This window comes from Aquimarina brevivitae, assembly GCF_004216895.1.
GTDB classification, from domain to species: domain Bacteria; phylum Bacteroidota; class Bacteroidia; order Flavobacteriales; family Flavobacteriaceae; genus Aquimarina; species Aquimarina brevivitae.
This window is the reverse complement of record NZ_SGXE01000005.1, coordinates 165,335-183,776: the sequence shown is the minus strand read 5'-3', so window position 1 is coordinate 183,776 and position 18,442 is coordinate 165,335. Positions and strand designations below refer to the sequence as shown.

The following is an 18,442-nucleotide window of genomic DNA, read 5'->3' as shown; positions in this document are numbered from 1 at the left end:
CGTTAGCGCCAATGGTACTACAATCGTGGGAGAGTAGGTCGCCGCCTTCCTTTGAAAACCCTTCACTAATCAGTGAAGGGTTTTTTGTTTGTATATCATATGGGAAAATACTGACAGGTGCACCCAAAGTGATGTATTAATTCTTCCTGTTTTTCTTAAATATGTTATATTCCAATCAATAATGCAAAGTTTGATAATCGATGAATAAAGTTGCAAAATTTAGTTTACTAGGGATACTATTTGTGCTTTTAGCTGTATATATACATTTTAAATACTTTAGTGTGTCTGAAGGTCAAAAAGCTCCTGATTTCAAGGCTACATTGGTGGATGGTACGCAATTTCAATTGTCAGATCTTAAAGGGAATTATGTGTTATTGGATTTCTGGGGTTCTTGGTGCGGTCCTTGTATCAAAGAGCTACCAAAACTTGTTCAATTAGCAAATCAAGAAATAGATGATTTACGTATTGTTACGGTAGCACTAGAGAAAGATCCCCAAAATTGGCAGAAGGTGGAGCAAAGATTTGTGTTCAATTGGAAAAATCAAATTGTAGAAACCGCGCCTATTGTTCTTTCCTCTCCTATTGCTAGGAAATATGGAGTAACCGAAATCCCATCCCTATTTCTAATAGATCCTGATGGAATTTTAGTAGGGGAATTTACAATTGAGGAGCTCCAAGCTTATGATTTTTCAAACTAATCTCCAGTCAAAATATTTTGGTAAATGAATGGTATATTAGGAAGCTTTGGATACGTTATGTTCTCTTAAATGGAATTCTAATTTTTTGAAAAACTCCTCGTTCTTGTAAGGTTTATGTAAAAAGTCACTGAATCCTGAGGAAGGATCTAATATCTCCTTTATCGTTCCGTGACTATCAGACGCCGTTAATGCAACAATAGGTACTCCCTTATTGAATTCTCTAATCTTTAGAGTCGCTTCCATTCCACCCATATTCGGCATATTTAAGTCCATTAAAATAAGATCATAATCATTATTTGATGCCATATCAATAGCGATTAGACCATCACTTGCGATTTCGGATTTGTAACCTCTGGACTTTAGGATATTTTTGGTTACTACCTGGTTGATCTTATTATCTTCAACAATTAATATAGTATAATCTGAGGTTTCAGTTAATGGTATAGCAGATGTGGATTCTTCAATATCGGCAGTTTCAGTTGCTTGATGGTCTATTTTGAAACTTAGAGTGAAATAGAAAGTAGATCCTTTTCCAGGTGTACTTTCAATATTGATTTCGCCGCCGTGTAGTTCTACTAAATTCTTTACAATATGTAAGCCTAAACCGGTACCTGTTCCGTGATCATTTTTTTCAGCTTGAGAAAACTTTTCAAATATAAGCTTCTGTTTTTCTTCTGGAATTCCTCTTCCTTCGTCTTTGATCTCAAATCGTATTGCTACAGTATCCTTCTTAATAACTGGATTTATAAAGTTTAACCAAATATTACCGTTTTTAGTAAACTTATTAGCATTACCAATTAGATTTATAAAAATTTGAGAAAGTCTAATGGAATCACCGATAAGATTGGTAGGGATGTCTGGATCAATATTTAAATTAAGGGTGTTGCCATTTTCTTCTGCTTGATATTGAAAAGAATCTTTAATATTATAAGCAAGTGTCTTTAAATTAAGACTGGATTCATCAAGTTTTATTTCGTAAGACTCCATCTTAGAAACTTGTAAAACGTCATTAATTAAATTAAGAAGGTGGTTGGCAGAAAATTTCATAAGCTTAATAAATTTTTGATTTTCTTCATCTTTTATACGATCCTGTAGGATAGTGGATAATCCAATAACCCCGTAGAGCGGTGTTCGTAGTTCGTGACTAACAGTAGAGATGAACTTGGTCTTAACAGCGGCTAATTTATCAGATTCTTTCTTGGCACGCTTCAGTTCTTTATTACGCACTGCTAACGATTCACTTAATACTTTTGTCTTTTTATGGTTGTAAATAAAGAAGCAAAAGAATATAAGACACAATACCAAAAGAGATAAGGTAAGAATCGAAATGTTTTTGGATTGTTCCGCCTTTTGGGTTTCTATCGTTTTCTTCTCTTCAACTACGGTTAATTGCTGCTTAAATTGATCAGCTTGCGATTTTTCTAATTCAAATGCGGTTTGCTGATGTTTGGTGTATTTAGATAAAATAGTATAGGCAAGATCCTTTCGACCTATGGTAATAAGAAGCTCTTCATATTTTTTATAAATTTCCATTGCTTGGCGATACCATTCATTAGTTTCGGCAATATCAGCTGCTTTTTCATAATAATGTATACCTACATCATATTTGCCTTTTTTTGCAAAATAGTCTCCAAAGCTAGCGTAGGTTCTGGATAAACTTGAAGCTAATTTAGGTTTGTCAGAAAAATGTTTCTCACATCTTTTTAGTAGTGTATAGGCCTTGTTGTATTTTTTGATTTGAATATAAATATTAGCCAGGTTTAACTCAATACTATGCTTTAGATCAGGGTCTAAATCCGTGTAGCTTTCGTAGATTACCTTAATTTTTTGTAGTGCTCTACCAGGCTTATCATAACCTTCTAAATAGATGACAGCAATGTTGTTATTGATATCTATTCTTAGATCTGGATAACCTTTAATTTCCTTTAAAAATAACTCAGCAATCTTAAAGTTTTCTATGGCTTTTTTATAGTCTTTAGCCAAATAGTGAATTTTACCGAGAACGTTGTAGGATAAAGCTTTTAAATAAAACTCTTGAGAAGTATGAAATTTCCCCGCAATATCAATTATAGTTTCAATGGTTCGGATGGAATTTACCCTGCCCATAGAGCTTATACGATTCTCCGTCTTTTTTACAGTAGTCTCGAGCTCTTTATAGGTTAGGTTTTCATATTCCTGACCTATAGTAGCAAAAGGAAGCAAGCTTAAAAGTGAAATAATGAGATACTTTTTAACTTTGTTGTACTGCATATACGAATATCGATTTTGGGGTTTTCAAATATATGTAAAAAAAATTAAAAAAACGCCAAAAAACACATTATAATAGTTAAAAAACGTTTTTTACAGTTTTTGTTGTTAAAAATTGTAAGTTTAAACTTACAATTAGTGTGTTTAATTATGTCAATATGTAAATTATCAATGTAAAGCATCAGTACTAAGGTTACTTTTAATTTTAAACTATCCTGAAGTTTATGCACAGGATATTTAAAATAAAAGCATTAAAAAAGGGTACAGAAAATTTCTGCACCCTTGTTATCATACTCTATTATTGTAACGTTTAATCTCTAAGAATACTTCTAGAAATTACAATTTTTTGAATTTCACTAGTTCCTTCATAGATCTGAGTGATTTTAGCATCTCTCATTAAACGTTCCACGTGATATTCTTTTACATATCCGTTACCTCCGTGTACTTGTACTGCTTCGATAGCAGTTTCCATAGCTACTTCAGAAGCATATAGCTTGGCCATAGCACCAGATAAATCATAATCATCTCCATTATCTTTATCCACTGCAGATTTGTAAACTAACATTCTGGCAGCTTCAATCTTGGTATGCATATCCGCAAGTTTAAAAGCAATCGCCTGGTGATTCATAATTTCCGTACCAAAGGCTTTTCTAACTTTAGAATATTCTTTGGCAAGCTCGTAAGCACCAGCAGCTATTCCTAGCGCCTGTGCAGCAATACCAATACGACCACCAGCTAAGGTTTTCATAGCAAACTTAAATCCAAAGCCATCTTCACCGATACGGTTTTCTTTAGGTACTTTAACATCATTAAAGATCAAGGAATGCGTATCACTTCCTCTAATACCTAGTTTGTCTTCTTTAGGCCCGATTTCAAAACCATCCCATGTTTTCTCAACGATGAATGCGTTTATTCCTCTGTGTCCTTTTTCTTTATCTGTTTGAGCAATTACTAAATAGTAGTCAGAGGTACCTCCGTTTGTAATCCAGTTTTTGGTTCCATTTAGTAGATAATGATCTCCCTTATCTATTGCAGTGGTACGTTGAGAGGTAGCATCACTTCCTGCTTCTGGCTCAGACAAGCAAAAAGCACCAATAGATTCTCCGGTTGTAAGTTTAGTAAGGTATTTCTCTTTCTGCTCAGGAGTTCCATAGGTGTCAAGCCCCCAGCAAACCAATGAATTGTTAACCGAAACAATAACCGATGCAGATGCATCAATTTTCGAAAGCTCTTCCATTACCAGTACATAGGATAGTGTATCCATTCCACCACCGCCATATTCTGGCGATGCCATCATACCTAAAAACCCTAACTCTCCCATTTTTTTTACCTGCTCAGCAGGGAATTCTTGTTTAGAATCCCGCTCTATTACTCCGGATAGTAATTCAGCTTTAGCAAAATCACGTGCCGCATCGCGGATCATTAGTTGTTCTTCTGTTAATTTAAAATCCATATTATAAGAAAATTTACTGTGCGTGCATAATACACAATTTCTACTTTTTGATGAAAATAAAAAGGTATAATTCCTTTTTTTTTATTAATCTCACAAATATACTCTATAAAATGATTGATTAGCTGTTTTTTTTGTTTTTTGCAAATACGATTTTCACAATTTATTTTATTTCTGAATAAGGAGCTACTGAGGGAAGTATTTGGAGTGTAAAAATGGTTTATAATTATACCATAATTTTAAATTCATTTAAGATTTAGAGGAATATAGTTTTATATATTTGTGAAATGCCGATAAATCATTTATTCAATTTATTGTTAATCTAAATTATATGACACAGCTTTGACCTCCACAAGGAGGATTTTTAATTAAGATTGAAGAGAAACTAAAGTTATCATTTAGATAGTAATTACAGTAAATTGAACAACCACAATGAAAGAATTATTAAAGAAATACGAAGATAAAGCACCAGAGATAGTATTCAATTGGAAAGATTCAGAGACGGACGCCGAAGGCTGGACAGTTATTAACTCCTTACGGGGAGGGGCTGCAGGTGGAGGTACACGTATGCGTCAAGGATTGGATATGAATGAGGTGTTATCTTTGGCAAAAACGATGGAGGTCAAGTTCACCGTTTCGGGTCCAGCTATAGGCGGGGCAAAATCCGGAATAAACTTTGACCCCAATGACCCTAGAAAAAAAGATGTGCTGAAACGATGGTATAAAGCAGTTTCGCCTCTATTAAAAAGCTATTACGGTACCGGGGGAGATTTGAATGTTGATGAAATACACGAGGTAATCCCTATTACAGAAGAGTGTGGTGTTTGGCATCCACAGGAAGGGGTTTTTAACGGTCATTTTCAACCTACTGAAGCTGATAAAATTAATAGAATAGGGCAGTTAAGACAAGGTGTGATAAAAGTTTTGGAAAACACCACCTTTTCACCCGATGTTTCCCGAAAGTACACGGTAGCGGATATGATCACTGGATATGGGGTCGCTGAAGCTGTACGTCACTATTATGACATTTATGGCGGAAATGTAAAAGGAAAAAAAGCAGTTGTTCAGGGGTTTGGTAATGTTGGCTCCGCTGCGGCCTATTATTTGGCTGAAATGGGTGCAAAAGTTGTTGGGATTATTGACCACGCAGGTGGGTTAATAAACGAAAATGGATTTACTTTTGAAGAAATAAAATCATTATACCTAACGAAGCAAGGTAATAAATTATACCACGAGTCTTTGATTCCCTTTCATGAAATGAATGAAAAGATCTGGTCGATTCAAACCGATATATTTGCTCCTTGTGCAGCATCGCGGTTAATTACCAAGGATCAAATTTCAAAAATGATCGCTGCGGGATTAGAAGTGGTATCTTGTGGAGCGAATGTGCCTTTTGCGGATAAGGAGATCTTTTTTGGTCCAATTATGGAGTTTACAGATGAAAAGATAAGTCTGATACCTGACTTTGTTTCTAATTGTGGAATGGCAAGAGTTTTTGCCTATTTTATGGAAAGAAAAGTACAAATGACGGATGAAGCTATATTTTTGGACACCTCTGATCGTATTAAAAAGGCGATGGAAGCCATCCATGATAAAAATAGAGAAAAAGTAAATATCAGTAAAACTGCGTTTGAAATTGCGCTTACTCAACTGGTTTAATAGTAAATGAATAAATAGAAGCAATTATGTTTAAATATTTTTTAGGAAACAGCCCAAGATGGTTTAAATTCTTAATGATTGGATTTCTAATTTTTAATGTTTTTTCCTTTTATATTTTAGGTAAAACCATTACTGCTTGGTTGTTTATCGGGGAATTTATCTTTACCCTGGCGATGGCTTTAAAGTGCTACCCACTGCAATCAGGAGGATTACTTGCTATTGAAATTTTAGCACTTAATTTGACCACGCCACATAATGCCTATCACGAGGTGGATCAAAATCTAGAGGTAGTTTTGCTTTTAGTATTTATGGTTGCGGGTATTTATTTTATGAAACCCCTATTGATGTATATCTTCAGTAAAGTGTTTACTAAGATACGGTCGAAGATGGTATTGTCATTGCTCTTTGTTTTCTTATCAGCAATCTTATCAGCCTTCTTAGATGCCTTGACGGTAACTGCAGTACTGATTAGTGTTGCCGTTGGGTTTTATGGAGTGTATCATAAAATTCATTCTGGATCAGGGGATTATGATGACAGTGGAGTGTTAGATCGCAAAGAATTAAGCGGTGAAACCTTGGAGCAATTTCGTAGTTTCTTAAGAAGTCTAGTGATGCATGGAGTAGTGGGTACAGCTCTAGGAGGAGTGTGTACGTTAGTGGGTGAACCTCAAAATTTACTTATTGGAGAGCGAATGGGATGGGATTTTATTCAGTTCTTCTTAGAAATGATGCATGTTTCATTACCCGTGTTAGGTGCAGGTTTGCTGACCACGATTTTATTAGAAAAAACAGGGTGGTTTGGCTTTGGTGATAAGTTGCCGGATGTTGCACGAAGAATAATAGAGAATTATACTAAAGAAGAAGATGCTAACCGATCCGAAAAATCAAAATTTGGATTAATTGTTCAGGGTGTATCTGCACTACTACTAATTGTTGGATTGGCCTTGCATCTTGCTCCGGTTGGATTCATTGGTTTAGCTTTAATTATTGTACAAACTGCATTTATGGGGATCACCGAAGAACATCAGCTAGGTAAAGCTTTTGAAGAAGCGCTTCCCTTTACAGGCTTATTGGTGGTCTTTTTTGTAGTAGTAGCAATGATCCACGACCAACATCTTTTTACACCAATTATTGATTGGGCATTGACCTTAAACCCACAAGATCAACCGGCTATGTTTTATATGGCAAATGGGTTACTCTCAATGATCAGTGATAATGTATTTGTTGCTACGGTATATATTGGAGAGGTAGCACAGGCGTTTGATAACGGGCAAATTACCAGAGAACAGTTCGAAAAATTAGCTGTAGCTATAAATACTGGGACAAATTTACCGAGTGTTGCAACACCTAATGGTCAGGCAGCGTTCTTATTTTTGTTAACCTCTTCTTTAGCGCCATTAATTGGGTTGTCATATATGAAAATGGTTAAAATGGCTTTTCCTTATACCATTGTTTTAGGAGGAGTAGGATTGTTAGGAATCATTTACTTTTTATAAAATCCTAAATCTAAATATACTTAACCCCAAATAGTAACGTTAGTATACTAACCTTAAATTAACTTAAACTTATGAAGCATTTATCGTTGCTGATATCATTGATGCAATCTACTAGTGATGTAGATCAGGAGACTGAAAAGACACTTTCATTAATGGACTTATTACTTAGTGGTGGTCCTGCAGGTGTCATTATTATAGCTATTCTTTTTGTACTCCTTTTTGTAGCTGTTTATATTTATTTTGAAAGACTTTTTGCTATTAAAGCAGCCTCTAAATATGATGTGAATTTTATGCATCAAATTAGAGATAATGTAGCCGGTGGAAAACTAGAATCTGCAAAAATACTTTGTGCACAAACGGATAATCCAGTAGCTCGTTTGACAGAAAAAGGAATTTCCAGAATTGGTCACCCTCTTGAAGATATCAACAAAGCTATTGAAAATGCTGGCCGATTAGAGGTTTATAAACTCGAAAAAAATGTGAGTATACTTGCAACCGTGGCAGGTGCTGCTCCTATGATAGGGTTTCTTGGAACAGTAATTGGTATGATTTTAGCATTCCATGATCTGTCAACAAGTGAAGGTAATGCAGATATGGGATCATTAGCTGAGGGGATTTATACCGCAATGACCACAACTGTGGCAGGTTTGGTCGTAGGTATTGTTGCTTACATCGGTTATAACCATTTGGTGGTAAGAACGGATAAAGTTATCCATACTATGGAGGCTAATGCAGTAGATTTCTTAGACTTACTTAACGAACCTGCATAATATGAATTTAAGAGGAAGAAATAAGGTGAGTCCAGAGTTTAGTATGAGTTCGATGACAGATATTGTATTTCTGTTATTAGTATTCTTTTTACTTACTTCTCCGACCATTACACCAGAAGCTTTGGATTTAATTTTACCTAAAGCCAAAGGTAAAAGCTCCAGTACTCAAAATATATCTGTAAGCATTACCAATAAGTTGCAGTATTATATTGATGAAGAACGTGTAAGCCAAAGTAGTTTAGAAAGTACGTTACGCGCTAAGCTATCCGGTAAAAATGAGCCGACGATTATACTAAGGGCTGAGGAAGGTGTGCCTATCGAAAAAGCAGTAAGTGTGATGGATATCGCCAATAGAAATAAATATAAAGTCATATTGGCCGTTAGACCAGAGTAAATATGTTCAATTTAGATACAAAATATAAACGGAAATCATTCGTGTTAACGACCATTATACACGCGGTCATTGTTTTGTTATTACTGTATCTAGGAGTTACCTATTTGGATCCTCCGCCAGAAAGGGGGATCGCAGTTAATTTTGGTAACAGTATAACAGGTTCTGGTACCATACAGCCTAATGAGTTAGTGAAGACTACTCCAAAACAAACAACTCCAGAGGAGACACCCTCTGAGCCTCAAGAAAGTAGTGAGGTTGCTGAGTTAGAAGAAGAGTTAGTCACTCAAGATAATGAAGAGGCTCCGGTCATTGATAAAAAACCAAACAAAGAACCTGTTGAAAAAACAGAAAAACCTGAAAAGCAAAAGGAGGCTACTGAAACCAAAAAAGAGGTAACACCTACTGATAAGAAGGTAGAAGAAAAAAAGCCAGACCCTAAACCAGATAAATCCACTTTGGATATCTTGGACAGTTTTGCCAATGGACCAGAAACTGATGGAAATGCTAAAAAGGGTGGGGAAGGCAATGATACGAGCAGTGGTGATAAAGGAAATCCAGATGGTGATCCCTATGCTACTAGCTATTATGGACAACCGGGACCCGGTGGTTCAGGCGGTGTAGGTTATGGATTAAATGGACGCGGCAGACCCACGAATTCTAAGGTGGTGCAGGAATGCAATGAATCGGGTAGAGTAGTAGTAAAAATAGTCGTTGATAGGTCTGGGAAAGTAATTCAAGCAACTCCTGGAGTCAAAGGAACGACGAATAATGCGAGTTGTCTGCTAGACCCTGCTAAACGGACAGCACTTACCTTTAGATGGAAACCAGACCCGAATGCTCCTGAACGGCAAATTGGTTTTGTGGAAGTCACTTTCGGTCTTGGAGAGTAAATGAATTATCATACCTATTGTTGATCTTTAATGGTTTTAGTTAATGCGTAATTTTCTTCTTGATTGTAAAGAAATTTCGACATAATATAGCGTGTACAATGTATTATTAAATTATAAATATTTCTCCAATCAACTATCAAGATACTTTAGACTGGATGTTTGCGCAGTTGCCTATGTACCAAAGGCAGGGAGCAACGGCGTATAAGGCTGATCTGTCCAACACTCAGCTGTTGGCTAATTATTTGAATAATCCTGAAAATAAGTTTAAGTCTATTCACGTAGCTGGAACTAATGGTAAAGGTTCTACCAGCCATATGCTAGCCTCTGTTTTACAAGAACAAGGGTATAAGACCGGGTTATACACTTCTCCTCATCTTAAAGATTTTCGAGAACGGATCAAAATCAATGGAGAGATGATCGCGGAATCAGAGGTGATTGCCTTTATCGAAGATCATCAACAATTTTTTGAAAGTAACCGTCTTTCTTTTTTTGAAATGACCGTGGGAATGGCTTTTGACTATTTTGCAAAACAAAAAGTGGATATCGCCGTCATAGAAGTGGGCATGGGCGGACGGTTAGACTCTACGAATATTGTAATACCAGAAGTTTCAGTAATTACTAATATTGGGATGGATCATACTGCTTTTTTAGGTAATACTTTGGCTAAGATTGCTGGAGAAAAAGCCGGAATTATAAAACCAAGCATTCCTGTAGTTATTGGCAAAGCAGTAGCCGAAACAAAACCCGTTTTTGTAACTAAAGCTCAGGAAAACCAAAGCCCCATTTATTATGCAGAAAACTATACCGGGTCGTTATATGAAACTGATCTGAGAGGTAACTATCAAACAGAAAATAAACGAACTGTTTTGCAGACCATTAAGATCCTTAAAAACTTGGGTTGGAAAATTGACGAAACAGCCGTTAAGATGGGTTTAAAGAATGTGATAAAGAACACTGGTTTATTAGGCAGATGGCAGCAACTTCAGGATAATCCTAGGGTAATTTGTGATACAGCGCACAATAAAGACGGATTACAATATGTAATTGCTCAGTTAAAAGAAGTGCCCTATGATATCCTTCACATCGTTTTGGGCGTGGTTCAGGATAAGGATTTGGATGCAATATTGCCATTATTTCCTACGGATGCTATTTATTATTTTGCCAAACCTGATCTACCTAGAGGGCTTGCCGCTGAGGATTTAGAAAAAAACGCAAAAAATTTTGGGCTAAAAGGACACCGGTTTAGCAGTGTCAAAGAAGCGTACCAAGCTGCTAAAGAAGCTGCTACGACAAGGGATTTAGTCTTTGTGGGTGGTAGTACTTTTGTAGTAGCAGAAATAATTTAATTTTTATTTAAAAAACTTTTGGTAGAGAATAAAACTGTGCTATATTTGCATCCGCAATCAGGAAGAATGATTGTTAACTAAACAAGGGCAATTAGCTCAGTTGGTTCAGAGCACCTCGTTTACACCGAGGGGGTCGGGGGTTCGAATCCCTCATTGCCCACTAAAAAATCCACTCTCTTTAGAGTGGATTTTTTTATTCTTATACCTTAAAAGTTTGCTTTTTCTTCACGTAGCATCTCTCCGTTTATATTTGGTTTTTGTTTGTTATTTTAAGTTCGTATTCCTTTATCTAATTAATTAGTGGATTGAATTAATCTGTATCTTTACTTAACAATTTTAAGTAGATAGTACTTATAATTGTGAATATATAAAAGCTATAATAGGAATCGTATGTCATCATTTAAAAGTAAGCTTGGTATTTGTGTAGTAATAGGAATACTGCAAGCAGACCTGTTTTCTCAAAAAAAAATTGCTGCCGACAAGATTACTAGTCTTGTAAAAGAATTTAAGCAAGATATAAGAGGGCCATATCAGAGTATTCGATGGTTTTGTGATAATGGTACGATACGAATGCCAAAAGATCCCTGTCCTGATTCCATTGGTGGCATTCAACATGCTACGTATAAAGATAAGGTGTTGGCATTGGCTGAACAGAATCACATATTTCTAGGCCAGATACTGGCGTATACGGATAAAAATGATTTTTGGGATCAAAAGAATCAACAATCAAGACTTAAACAATATCAATTGGGTAAGTATTTGATGAATATTGATGAGGGTTGGATCAATCAAAAAGGGCAGTACTATAGAGGCGCGATACAAATAGAGGATGAAGAGGAGTGGGGTGTAAAATTTTATGAATGGGTATTGAGCAAAGACGACTATTTGCAAAAGAATTATTTTTTACTTCTTCAATCCCTTAAGGATATTCCGCATAAAGGAGATGATAACCTGTCTAAGTTAATGCGAACGCAATCTAAGGTGATATCTGATCAATATGCACCTTTTATGGATTTGCGTGTTAAAATCCATAGCAATCCAGAACCTACGGATATTACTAGTGTTATCGAATTTAAAACCAAAAAGGAAGCTTCCTTATCACCGTCTATCAAACAGAAGCTTGATGAACTCATCGCAACGCTAAAGAAATTTCATCAGCCTGTGGATAGTAAACAGTTAAAGAGTTTGGTTGATAAGTTACCTGAATCTTCTTTAGTTAAAAAGGAGCTCCTTACATTTATTGGGTTCTATCAAAATGAATCCGCTGCACCTAAAATAGCTCCAAAATTAGCTTCATCTTTGTTAGCGATCAGAAATGGAATTGTAGCACATAAAAGCTCTAAATCCAGATTAGTGTTACTGGATATCGCACTGCAATTAGAAGATATGCTATTTAAAAAAGCTTCAGAATGGAATCCCAACTCTTTAGAAGAACTTTTGGAGAAAAACTATGTGCTAGCAAAATCAACTGCAGGAATTGGACTGATTGAGCGTTGGGAGTGGGATGCCGTTGAACCTTTATTGCAAGTAGCAAAAAAAGAAACTATAACCTTAGGGGAGCTTTATAGTAAACTACAAAATACCAGAGGTGTAGTAGAGTGGAGCACGGCCATGGTAAAGGCAACCTATGGATCTGTAGTAAACACCTATATGTCTTTTGAACCACTCGCTGCAACATTTATTGATGACAGGATCAGAGGTACTATAGCACTTCAATTAGGGAAGAGTGTTGGGGACTTGGGTAAGTTTATTACACAGGAATCAAAATTAAGTAATAAGGTGTTAAATCTTGAAAATCAAAGTACAATCAGAGGATTGAATCCTGGATATGCATTTGGAACATTACAAGTAGTTGAGAACTACCAAGAGGAATTTGAAGTAGCTAAAGACAAGATTTACATTTTTGATAGTGCACCATCTGATTTAAAACCTGTGGCAGGTATCGCTACAGTTTCTGAAGGTAATTTGGTGTCTCACGTGCAGTTATTAGCGCGAAATCTAGGAATCCCTAATGCTACTTTATCCAAAGAGAATCTACAGGATTTAAAACTCAGCCAAGGTGACAAGGTCTTTTATGCAGTTTCGTACAAAGGTAGTGTCATTATGAAAAAAGAAGGGGAAATGAATGATACAGAAAAAGCCCTTTTTGAGGTAAAGGAAAGAAATCAAGAAAGAATAGCCGTACCAATTCAGGAACTCAAGCTAAAGCAAAACACGATATTAAATTTACGAGATGTTAATAAAAGTGCTTCTGGTAAAACCTGTGGTCCAAAAGCTGCTAATTTAGGAGAGCTGAAGTCATTATTTCCTGATAAGGTTGTAGAAGGATTTGTAATTCCTTTTGGGATATTTAAAGAGCATATGTTACAGCCCATGCCTGGCACAACAGGTAGCTATTGGGATTTCTTGAATGCAATGTTCCGAAAGGCTAATGAAAAAAAGGAAAGTGGTAGTGCCGAAGCAGAAATTGAGAACTATTTGTTGGAGCAATTGAGCATCCTAAGAGAAGCGATTAAAGTGATGCCATTAAAAGCTGAGTTTAAAGCCGATCTTACTTCGTCCTTTCAAAATATTTTAGGGAAACCTATTGGCGAAGTGCCAGTATTTCTTCGTAGCGATACCAATATGGAAGATCTTCAAGATTTTACCGGGGCAGGGCTTAACTTAACGCTATTTAATGTATTAGAACAACAAAAAATTGAACAGGGAATTAAAGATGTTTGGGCTTCACCCTATACTGAAAGAAGTTTTAAATGGAGGCAACAATTTTTGGTAAACCCAGAAAACGTGTATCCTTCTATTCTTGTCATTCCCTCTGTAGATGTAAATTGTTCTGGAGTAGTGATCACTAAAGGATTAAGCACGGGTGACACTAAAGAACTAACTATCGCTTTTAGCAAAGGAGCTGGAGGTGCGGTGGATGGACAGGCTGCAGAATCTTATCTCTTGGGTGCAGAAGGAAAGACAGTTTTGATTGCACCAGCAAGAGAACAGTATTATAAAACTTTGCCTGCTACTGGGGGTACCGGTATAGCAACCGCAAGTTTTGATGCGCCTATATTAAATGAAGCAAAAAGAGAACAAATTAGGCAAATTGCGCGTAGCATTATTAATACGATGAAAGAAAAAGAAGCCGAGGAGCAAATGACCTATGATATTGAACTCGGATTTAAGGATGATCAATTGTATTTATTTCAAATCAGACCCTTTGTTGAAAATAAACGAGCGTTGAAGTCTGAATATTTGGAATCGATCACCCCAACTATTGACATAAACAAAGAAATACCATTAGCTAAAAATTTATAAGATGAAGAAACTGGTTATTTATAGTCTGATGGTGATTCTATTCACCTCATTTTCCACAGAGCATCATTATCCGATTGATGGCTATACACATAGCGGAATAAAGCGATTAAAAAGATTACAATTGGCCAAAGAAGGCAAATTACCTGATCCAGGATTACCTCCGGGAGCCTACAAGTCCATTAATGATATTAGGCTGCATTTACGTGCTGAAGCCAGGGACAGTGTTAGCAAAATTCTTACTGTAGATAAAGAGTTACAACAAAGGATTAATACACTGTTACCTAAACTACATAAAAGTTATTCTATAACTATCTTGGATATCACTAATCCTCAACATACAAGGTATGCCCAGCAAAATGAAACCGCAGGTTATCAACCCGGTAGCGTGGGTAAGCTGGCGGTAATAACTGCTTTATTTGAGCAATTGAAAACGATTTACCCTAAATCCTGGGAAAAACGCGTGGCACTATTGAAAAATAAAAAGGTAAAGGGTGGCAATTGGGTGTTAACCGATGAGCATACAATACCAGTTTTTGATACGGTTTCCAATACATTGGTTAAAAGGCAAGCTGTAGCTTCCGATGTGTTTTCGTTGTTTGAGTGGGCGGATCATACCCTATCTGTAAGTAATAATGGCGCAGCCAGTGTAGTATGGCGAGAGGCGTTGTTAATGGCTGCTTTTAAAGATAAGTATCCAGAGTTAACCCAGGAACAAGCAGATGCGTATTTTAAAAATACGCCAAAAAAAGATATTACAGACTTAGCAATTGCTGTGGTAAATGAACCGCTTAGAACTTTAGGTATCTCACAGGATGAGTGGCGTTTGGGGAGCTTTTTTACACGAGGGGCAAATACTTATGTTGGTGACAAAGGCGGGAGTATTGGTACACCATTAGGCTTAATGAAATGGATGCTTCAGTTAGAACAGGGCAAGGTGATAGACCAACAATCTAGTTTGGAAATCAAGCGATTGATGTATATGACTGACCGAAGAATACGCTATGCACAGGCACCAGAATTAAAAGAGGCGGCGGTCTATTTTAAATCGGGCAGTTTATATAAATGTGATAAAACCAAAGACGCAGCCTGTGGTAAATACAAAGGTAATGTCTATAATTATATGAATTCGGTGGCTATTATAGAGCATAAGGACGGAACTACCTATATGGTATGCTTAATGAGTAATGTACTGAGTAAGAATTCCGCCAGTGAGCATTTGGCCCTGGCAAGTAGAATCGATAAAATTATACGAACACCATAGTGAATACTCACGAACCAGGAGTTTTACATACGGGGTTATGATTATTCTATGCCCTTAATATTTTTTCATAAACCTCTTGACTTCGGGATTGGATAATACTGTTCGTATCCTCAGTTAGGGGTTGTATTAGGGGTAAAAATTGCTTGTCCTTAGTGTGTTCAATGAGGTATAAAATTGCCAATTTTAATTTGACATCTTTTCGTTGTAGTAAGAGCTTGTAACACTCAAGTTCGCTTAGCGTTTTAATATCGAGTAGCTTTACTTTGTCCGTGTAGCTTGCGTTGACAATAGAGGCCTCAGTAATGGGGATCAGTTCTTTTTTAAGTTGGGTGTTAAGTATATTATCCAAAAATTCAATAGCATGAATCCGCTGTTCTTCTTTGCCCTTTAACAATGCCTCTAGGATGGAATCAATCTCATCTGGTGGATATTTCATTCCCAAATACTTGAAAATGCGTTTCAATTGTCTGTCCAGCCTATTTTCTAATAGACTGATCAATCCTAAACGCGCTAAATTTTCTTCTTTACTTTGTGTCTGCGTTGCTTTCTTTTTGTAATCAATAACGATCTGCGTATGTATTGAGGCTAATGTGTTTTGGTACAATTCGCATTCGTCAAGTATTTTAGAGATCAGTAGCTTGTCTTTAATAGCAATAGTGGTATTTTTCCATTTAAAACGTTGAAGCGCATCCATAGCTTCTATTTTAATTTCGTGCTCTGTATTATCAATCAATGTAAATAACGACTTGACTACTTTTTTAGTCCCAAATTTTTCAATTACCGAAGGTATTATTCTGGCGCTATCCAGCGGAATAGTTTTATGAACCACTTTTGCTACCAGTACATCAATTATTTTTTCACCATAGTTATATAGTGCCTCTTGTGCGATTTTTTTGGTTTGCTTCTTCGATAAGTTAGCTATAATAGTATCGATAAATCTAGGATCTAAAGTTTTAGAAGCAGCAAACAGCGCTTTGTTGAGGATTTCGTAATCAGAGTGATGGATGTAATTTTCAATAAAATGATAAAATGGAGCTAAATTGGCGTTGCCTACAGCTTCTAAAAGCGTTAAGATTTTATGCTTTTTAAAGATTTCATTGGTTTCCTCATCTAAAGAAGTAATAAGGGTAGTAATCTTTTTTTCAATATTAAAAAACTGCTGTAATTTTGGATGGTTTCTGACTTCTAGGGATAGTCCTAAAAGGCAGGCATTAGCTATGGTATGATCTTCACTATTAAGATAGGTATTGAACAATTCGATCTTATCGCCTTGATGAAATTTGATGAGGTATCTAAATGCATTTGTGGTTACCTTTTGATCGGGATCATAGATTAAGGTCTCCACATTGTTGTAGCTATTTTTACTGCTTAAGAAGTACAGGTTTTCAATAGCCAGAGCCCTTATCTGTGGAGATAGGTGCCCTAGTAGAAAAATAAGTTCCTCAAAAAAACGATCGTCTTTAACCTCTAAAATTTTCTTAAGCATAAAAATAATTTGGGCATCCGAGCCTTGTATTAGTACTTTTTTTACGGAATCAACAATAGAGGTGATTGGGATATCAGTTTTGTTTTTTTGTGGTTTATCATCGTGAGAGATGAATAACCGCTTAAAGGCGTTTAAGTATTCTTTTTTTAGTTGCAGTATACCATAAATCCAAACCAAGGATAATAGTACGATCACTATACTAATATAGACTTCATTTAGTTCCAATCCATTGATCAAAAAAATCAGTGACAGTCCGGCAAGACCTGTAGCGAAGCTATCCACTACTACATCAATGAAAGTCTTTGTTTTCTTTTTAATCTCTATAGGAACAGGAATGGCTAATAACTCAGTTGCTGCTTTATTAATCGATTGCTTTAAACTACCGTCCACTACTTTGATAAAGACGATTACCCAGAGTTGTGGAAATAACAAAAAAACCGTAGATCCCAATAATATGCCTACAGGCAACCAAAGCAGTGATTTACCTACCCCGAATTTTCCCACGATTCTTTTGGTTAAAAACAATTGAACTAAAAGGGAAAGAATACTAAGCGTAGAAAACCAGAATCCAAAGAAAGAAGCCAGCATTTCGGGATCTTCAATCGTTCTTGATGCATAATCGCTATACTGAAAATCTACCAGCTTTGCGATTAAAACGCTTATCCCGGTAACGATAGCTATTTGAGATAAAAGCTTTGATTTTCTAATAATTTGAAAGGGATTATCGTGTGTTGTTTCTGTCCTTTTGGATAAAAGAAAGGCATTGTTTTTATGCACTTCGTGCTTCCAAATATATTTTAAAATAGGAAGAGTAGGAAGTAATAGGAATGCAGCTACAAATAATAAATCTTCGGTGGCGATATAACGGGTAAGGATGGAGGTTACATACCCGCCAAAAATACCACCGGCAATCGCACCAGAGCCGATGTACCCAAAAATTCGTTTCGCTTCTCTGATATTGTACACCAAATTGGCAAGTACCCAAAATTGAGATGCGACCAATAATCCAAATATAGCGATCCATACATACGGAATGTACAGCAACGCACCTTTTGCGATACCTGTTTTAAAGCTGATTCCAAAAATAATGAGTAACGCTATAGAACCATATAAGGTGATTTCTATGATTTTATCTAAGGCATTTTTATTCAGGGAAAGGGTATAAAAATATGAGCCAATCATTGCTGCAATAGCCGTAAGCACATAGCCTAAAGGCAGTGCATCAGATCCTAATTCTGATAAAAACAGGGAACTGATAGAAGGTTTAATGATTAGTAAAGCTGAAATTACTAAAAATAGACTGAGCTGAAGAAGAACGGTCTTTTTAAACTCTTCTTCCTTTATATCAAACAGAAATTGAATCTTGTCCCTTACAAATCGTGCGCTTTTCAACCTCATATAGTGTTGGATGAATGGTTGTGTGTTTTAGGTTAGCTTAA

The 18,442-nt window shown here is 36.2% G+C and carries 12 protein-coding genes and 1 tRNA gene; 10 read left to right on the top strand and 3 right to left on the bottom strand.

Translation table 11 applies throughout. The features are described from left to right. The first annotated feature begins 200 nt into the window (after positions 1-200). Positions 201-698 (top strand): TlpA family protein disulfide reductase, encoded by a 498-nt coding sequence (locus tag EV197_RS15210; protein ID WP_130287654.1) that lies wholly within the window; start codon positions 201-203, stop codon positions 696-698. Positions 699-734: 36 nt separating this feature from the next. Here EV197_RS15210 and EV197_RS15205 read toward each other — a convergent pair whose 3' ends face one another. Both EV197_RS15205 and EV197_RS15200 read right to left on the bottom strand, forming a co-directional pair. Then, a complete protein-coding gene (locus tag EV197_RS15205; RefSeq protein ID WP_130287653.1) occupies positions 735-2,948 on the bottom strand; it encodes an ATP-binding protein in 2,214 nt (737 codons plus the stop codon). Positions 2,949-3,255: 307 nt separating this feature from the next. After that, positions 3,256-4,398 carry an acyl-CoA dehydrogenase gene (locus tag EV197_RS15200; protein WP_130287652.1) on the bottom strand — a complete coding sequence of 381 codons (1,143 nt, stop codon included), beginning with the start codon at positions 4,396-4,398 and terminating at the stop codon, positions 3,256-3,258. Positions 4,399-4,827: 429 nt separating this feature from the next. Here EV197_RS15200 and EV197_RS15195 point away from each other — a divergent pair, with 429 nt between their 5' ends. The 9 genes from EV197_RS15195 to EV197_RS15155 all read left to right on the top strand — a co-directional run bounded on the left by EV197_RS15195 (position 4,828) and on the right by EV197_RS15155 (position 15,517). After that, complete coding sequence (locus EV197_RS15195) at positions 4,828-6,054, top strand: Glu/Leu/Phe/Val dehydrogenase dimerization domain-containing protein (protein WP_130287651.1); 1,227 nt, start codon at positions 4,828-4,830, stop codon at positions 6,052-6,054. Positions 6,055-6,080: 26 nt separating this feature from the next. Continuing rightward, on the top strand, positions 6,081-7,550 hold the full coding sequence (nhaB, locus tag EV197_RS15190; protein WP_130287650.1) for a sodium/proton antiporter NhaB: 1,470 nt from the start codon (positions 6,081-6,083) through the stop codon (positions 7,548-7,550). Between the two features lie 101 nt (positions 7,551-7,651). Continuing rightward, positions 7,652-8,320 (top strand): MotA/TolQ/ExbB proton channel family protein, encoded by a 669-nt coding sequence (locus EV197_RS15185; protein ID WP_242610753.1) that lies wholly within the window; start codon positions 7,652-7,654, stop codon positions 8,318-8,320. Position 8,321: 1 nt separating this feature from the next. Beyond that, entirely contained in the window at positions 8,322-8,714 is a 393-nt protein-coding gene (locus EV197_RS15180; RefSeq protein ID WP_130287648.1) for an ExbD/TolR family protein, read from the top strand. Between the two features lie 41 nt (positions 8,715-8,755). Further along, positions 8,756-9,604, top strand: coding sequence for a cell envelope integrity TolA family protein (locus tag EV197_RS15175; protein WP_341273030.1), 849 nt, complete (start codon positions 8,756-8,758; stop codon positions 9,602-9,604). Between the two features lie 128 nt (positions 9,605-9,732). Beyond that, positions 9,733-10,950: a bifunctional folylpolyglutamate synthase/dihydrofolate synthase gene (locus EV197_RS15170; protein ID WP_130287646.1), complete on the top strand. Its 1,218-nt coding sequence runs from the start codon at positions 9,733-9,735 to the stop codon at positions 10,948-10,950. A gap of 85 nt (positions 10,951-11,035) precedes the next feature. Next, positions 11,036-11,110 (top strand) — tRNA-Val (locus tag EV197_RS15165). 230 nt (positions 11,111-11,340) lie between these two features. Continuing rightward, positions 11,341-14,256, top strand: coding sequence for a PEP/pyruvate-binding domain-containing protein (locus EV197_RS15160; RefSeq protein ID WP_130287645.1), 2,916 nt, complete (start codon positions 11,341-11,343; stop codon positions 14,254-14,256). 1 nt (position 14,257) lies between these two features. Further along, positions 14,258-15,517: a serine hydrolase gene (locus EV197_RS15155; RefSeq protein WP_130287644.1), complete on the top strand. Its 1,260-nt coding sequence runs from the start codon at positions 14,258-14,260 to the stop codon at positions 15,515-15,517. Between the two features lie 46 nt (positions 15,518-15,563). On the opposite strand, the gene EV197_RS15150 is transcribed toward EV197_RS15155, so the two are convergent. Continuing rightward, positions 15,564-18,401 carry an NTP/NDP exchange transporter gene (locus EV197_RS15150; protein WP_130287643.1) on the bottom strand — a complete coding sequence of 946 codons (2,838 nt, stop codon included), beginning with the start codon at positions 18,399-18,401 and terminating at the stop codon, positions 15,564-15,566. Between the last annotated feature and the right edge of the window lie 41 nt (positions 18,402-18,442).

Excerpts from the sequence above, each read along its gene's own strand:
- EV197_RS15210 (WP_130287654.1), top strand. The coding sequence starts at position 201 with ATGAATAAAGTTGCAAAATTTAGTTTACTAGGGATACTATTTGTGCTT.
- EV197_RS15205 (WP_130287653.1), bottom strand. The coding sequence starts at position 2,948 with ATGCAGTACAACAAAGTTAAAAAGTATCTCATTATTTCACTTTTAAGC.
- EV197_RS15200 (WP_130287652.1), bottom strand. The coding sequence starts at position 4,398 with ATGGATTTTAAATTAACAGAAGAACAACTAATGATCCGCGATGCGGCA.
- EV197_RS15195 (WP_130287651.1), top strand. The coding sequence starts at position 4,828 with ATGAAAGAATTATTAAAGAAATACGAAGATAAAGCACCAGAGATAGTA.
- nhaB (WP_130287650.1), top strand. The coding sequence starts at position 6,081 with ATGTTTAAATATTTTTTAGGAAACAGCCCAAGATGGTTTAAATTCTTA.
- EV197_RS15185 (WP_242610753.1), top strand. The coding sequence starts at position 7,652 with ATGCAATCTACTAGTGATGTAGATCAGGAGACTGAAAAGACACTTTCA.
- EV197_RS15180 (WP_130287648.1), top strand. The coding sequence starts at position 8,322 with ATGAATTTAAGAGGAAGAAATAAGGTGAGTCCAGAGTTTAGTATGAGT.
- EV197_RS15160 (WP_130287645.1), top strand. The coding sequence starts at position 11,341 with ATGTCATCATTTAAAAGTAAGCTTGGTATTTGTGTAGTAATAGGAATA.
- EV197_RS15155 (WP_130287644.1), top strand. The coding sequence starts at position 14,258 with ATGAAGAAACTGGTTATTTATAGTCTGATGGTGATTCTATTCACCTCA.
- EV197_RS15150 (WP_130287643.1), bottom strand. The coding sequence starts at position 18,401 with ATGAGGTTGAAAAGCGCACGATTTGTAAGGGACAAGATTCAATTTCTG.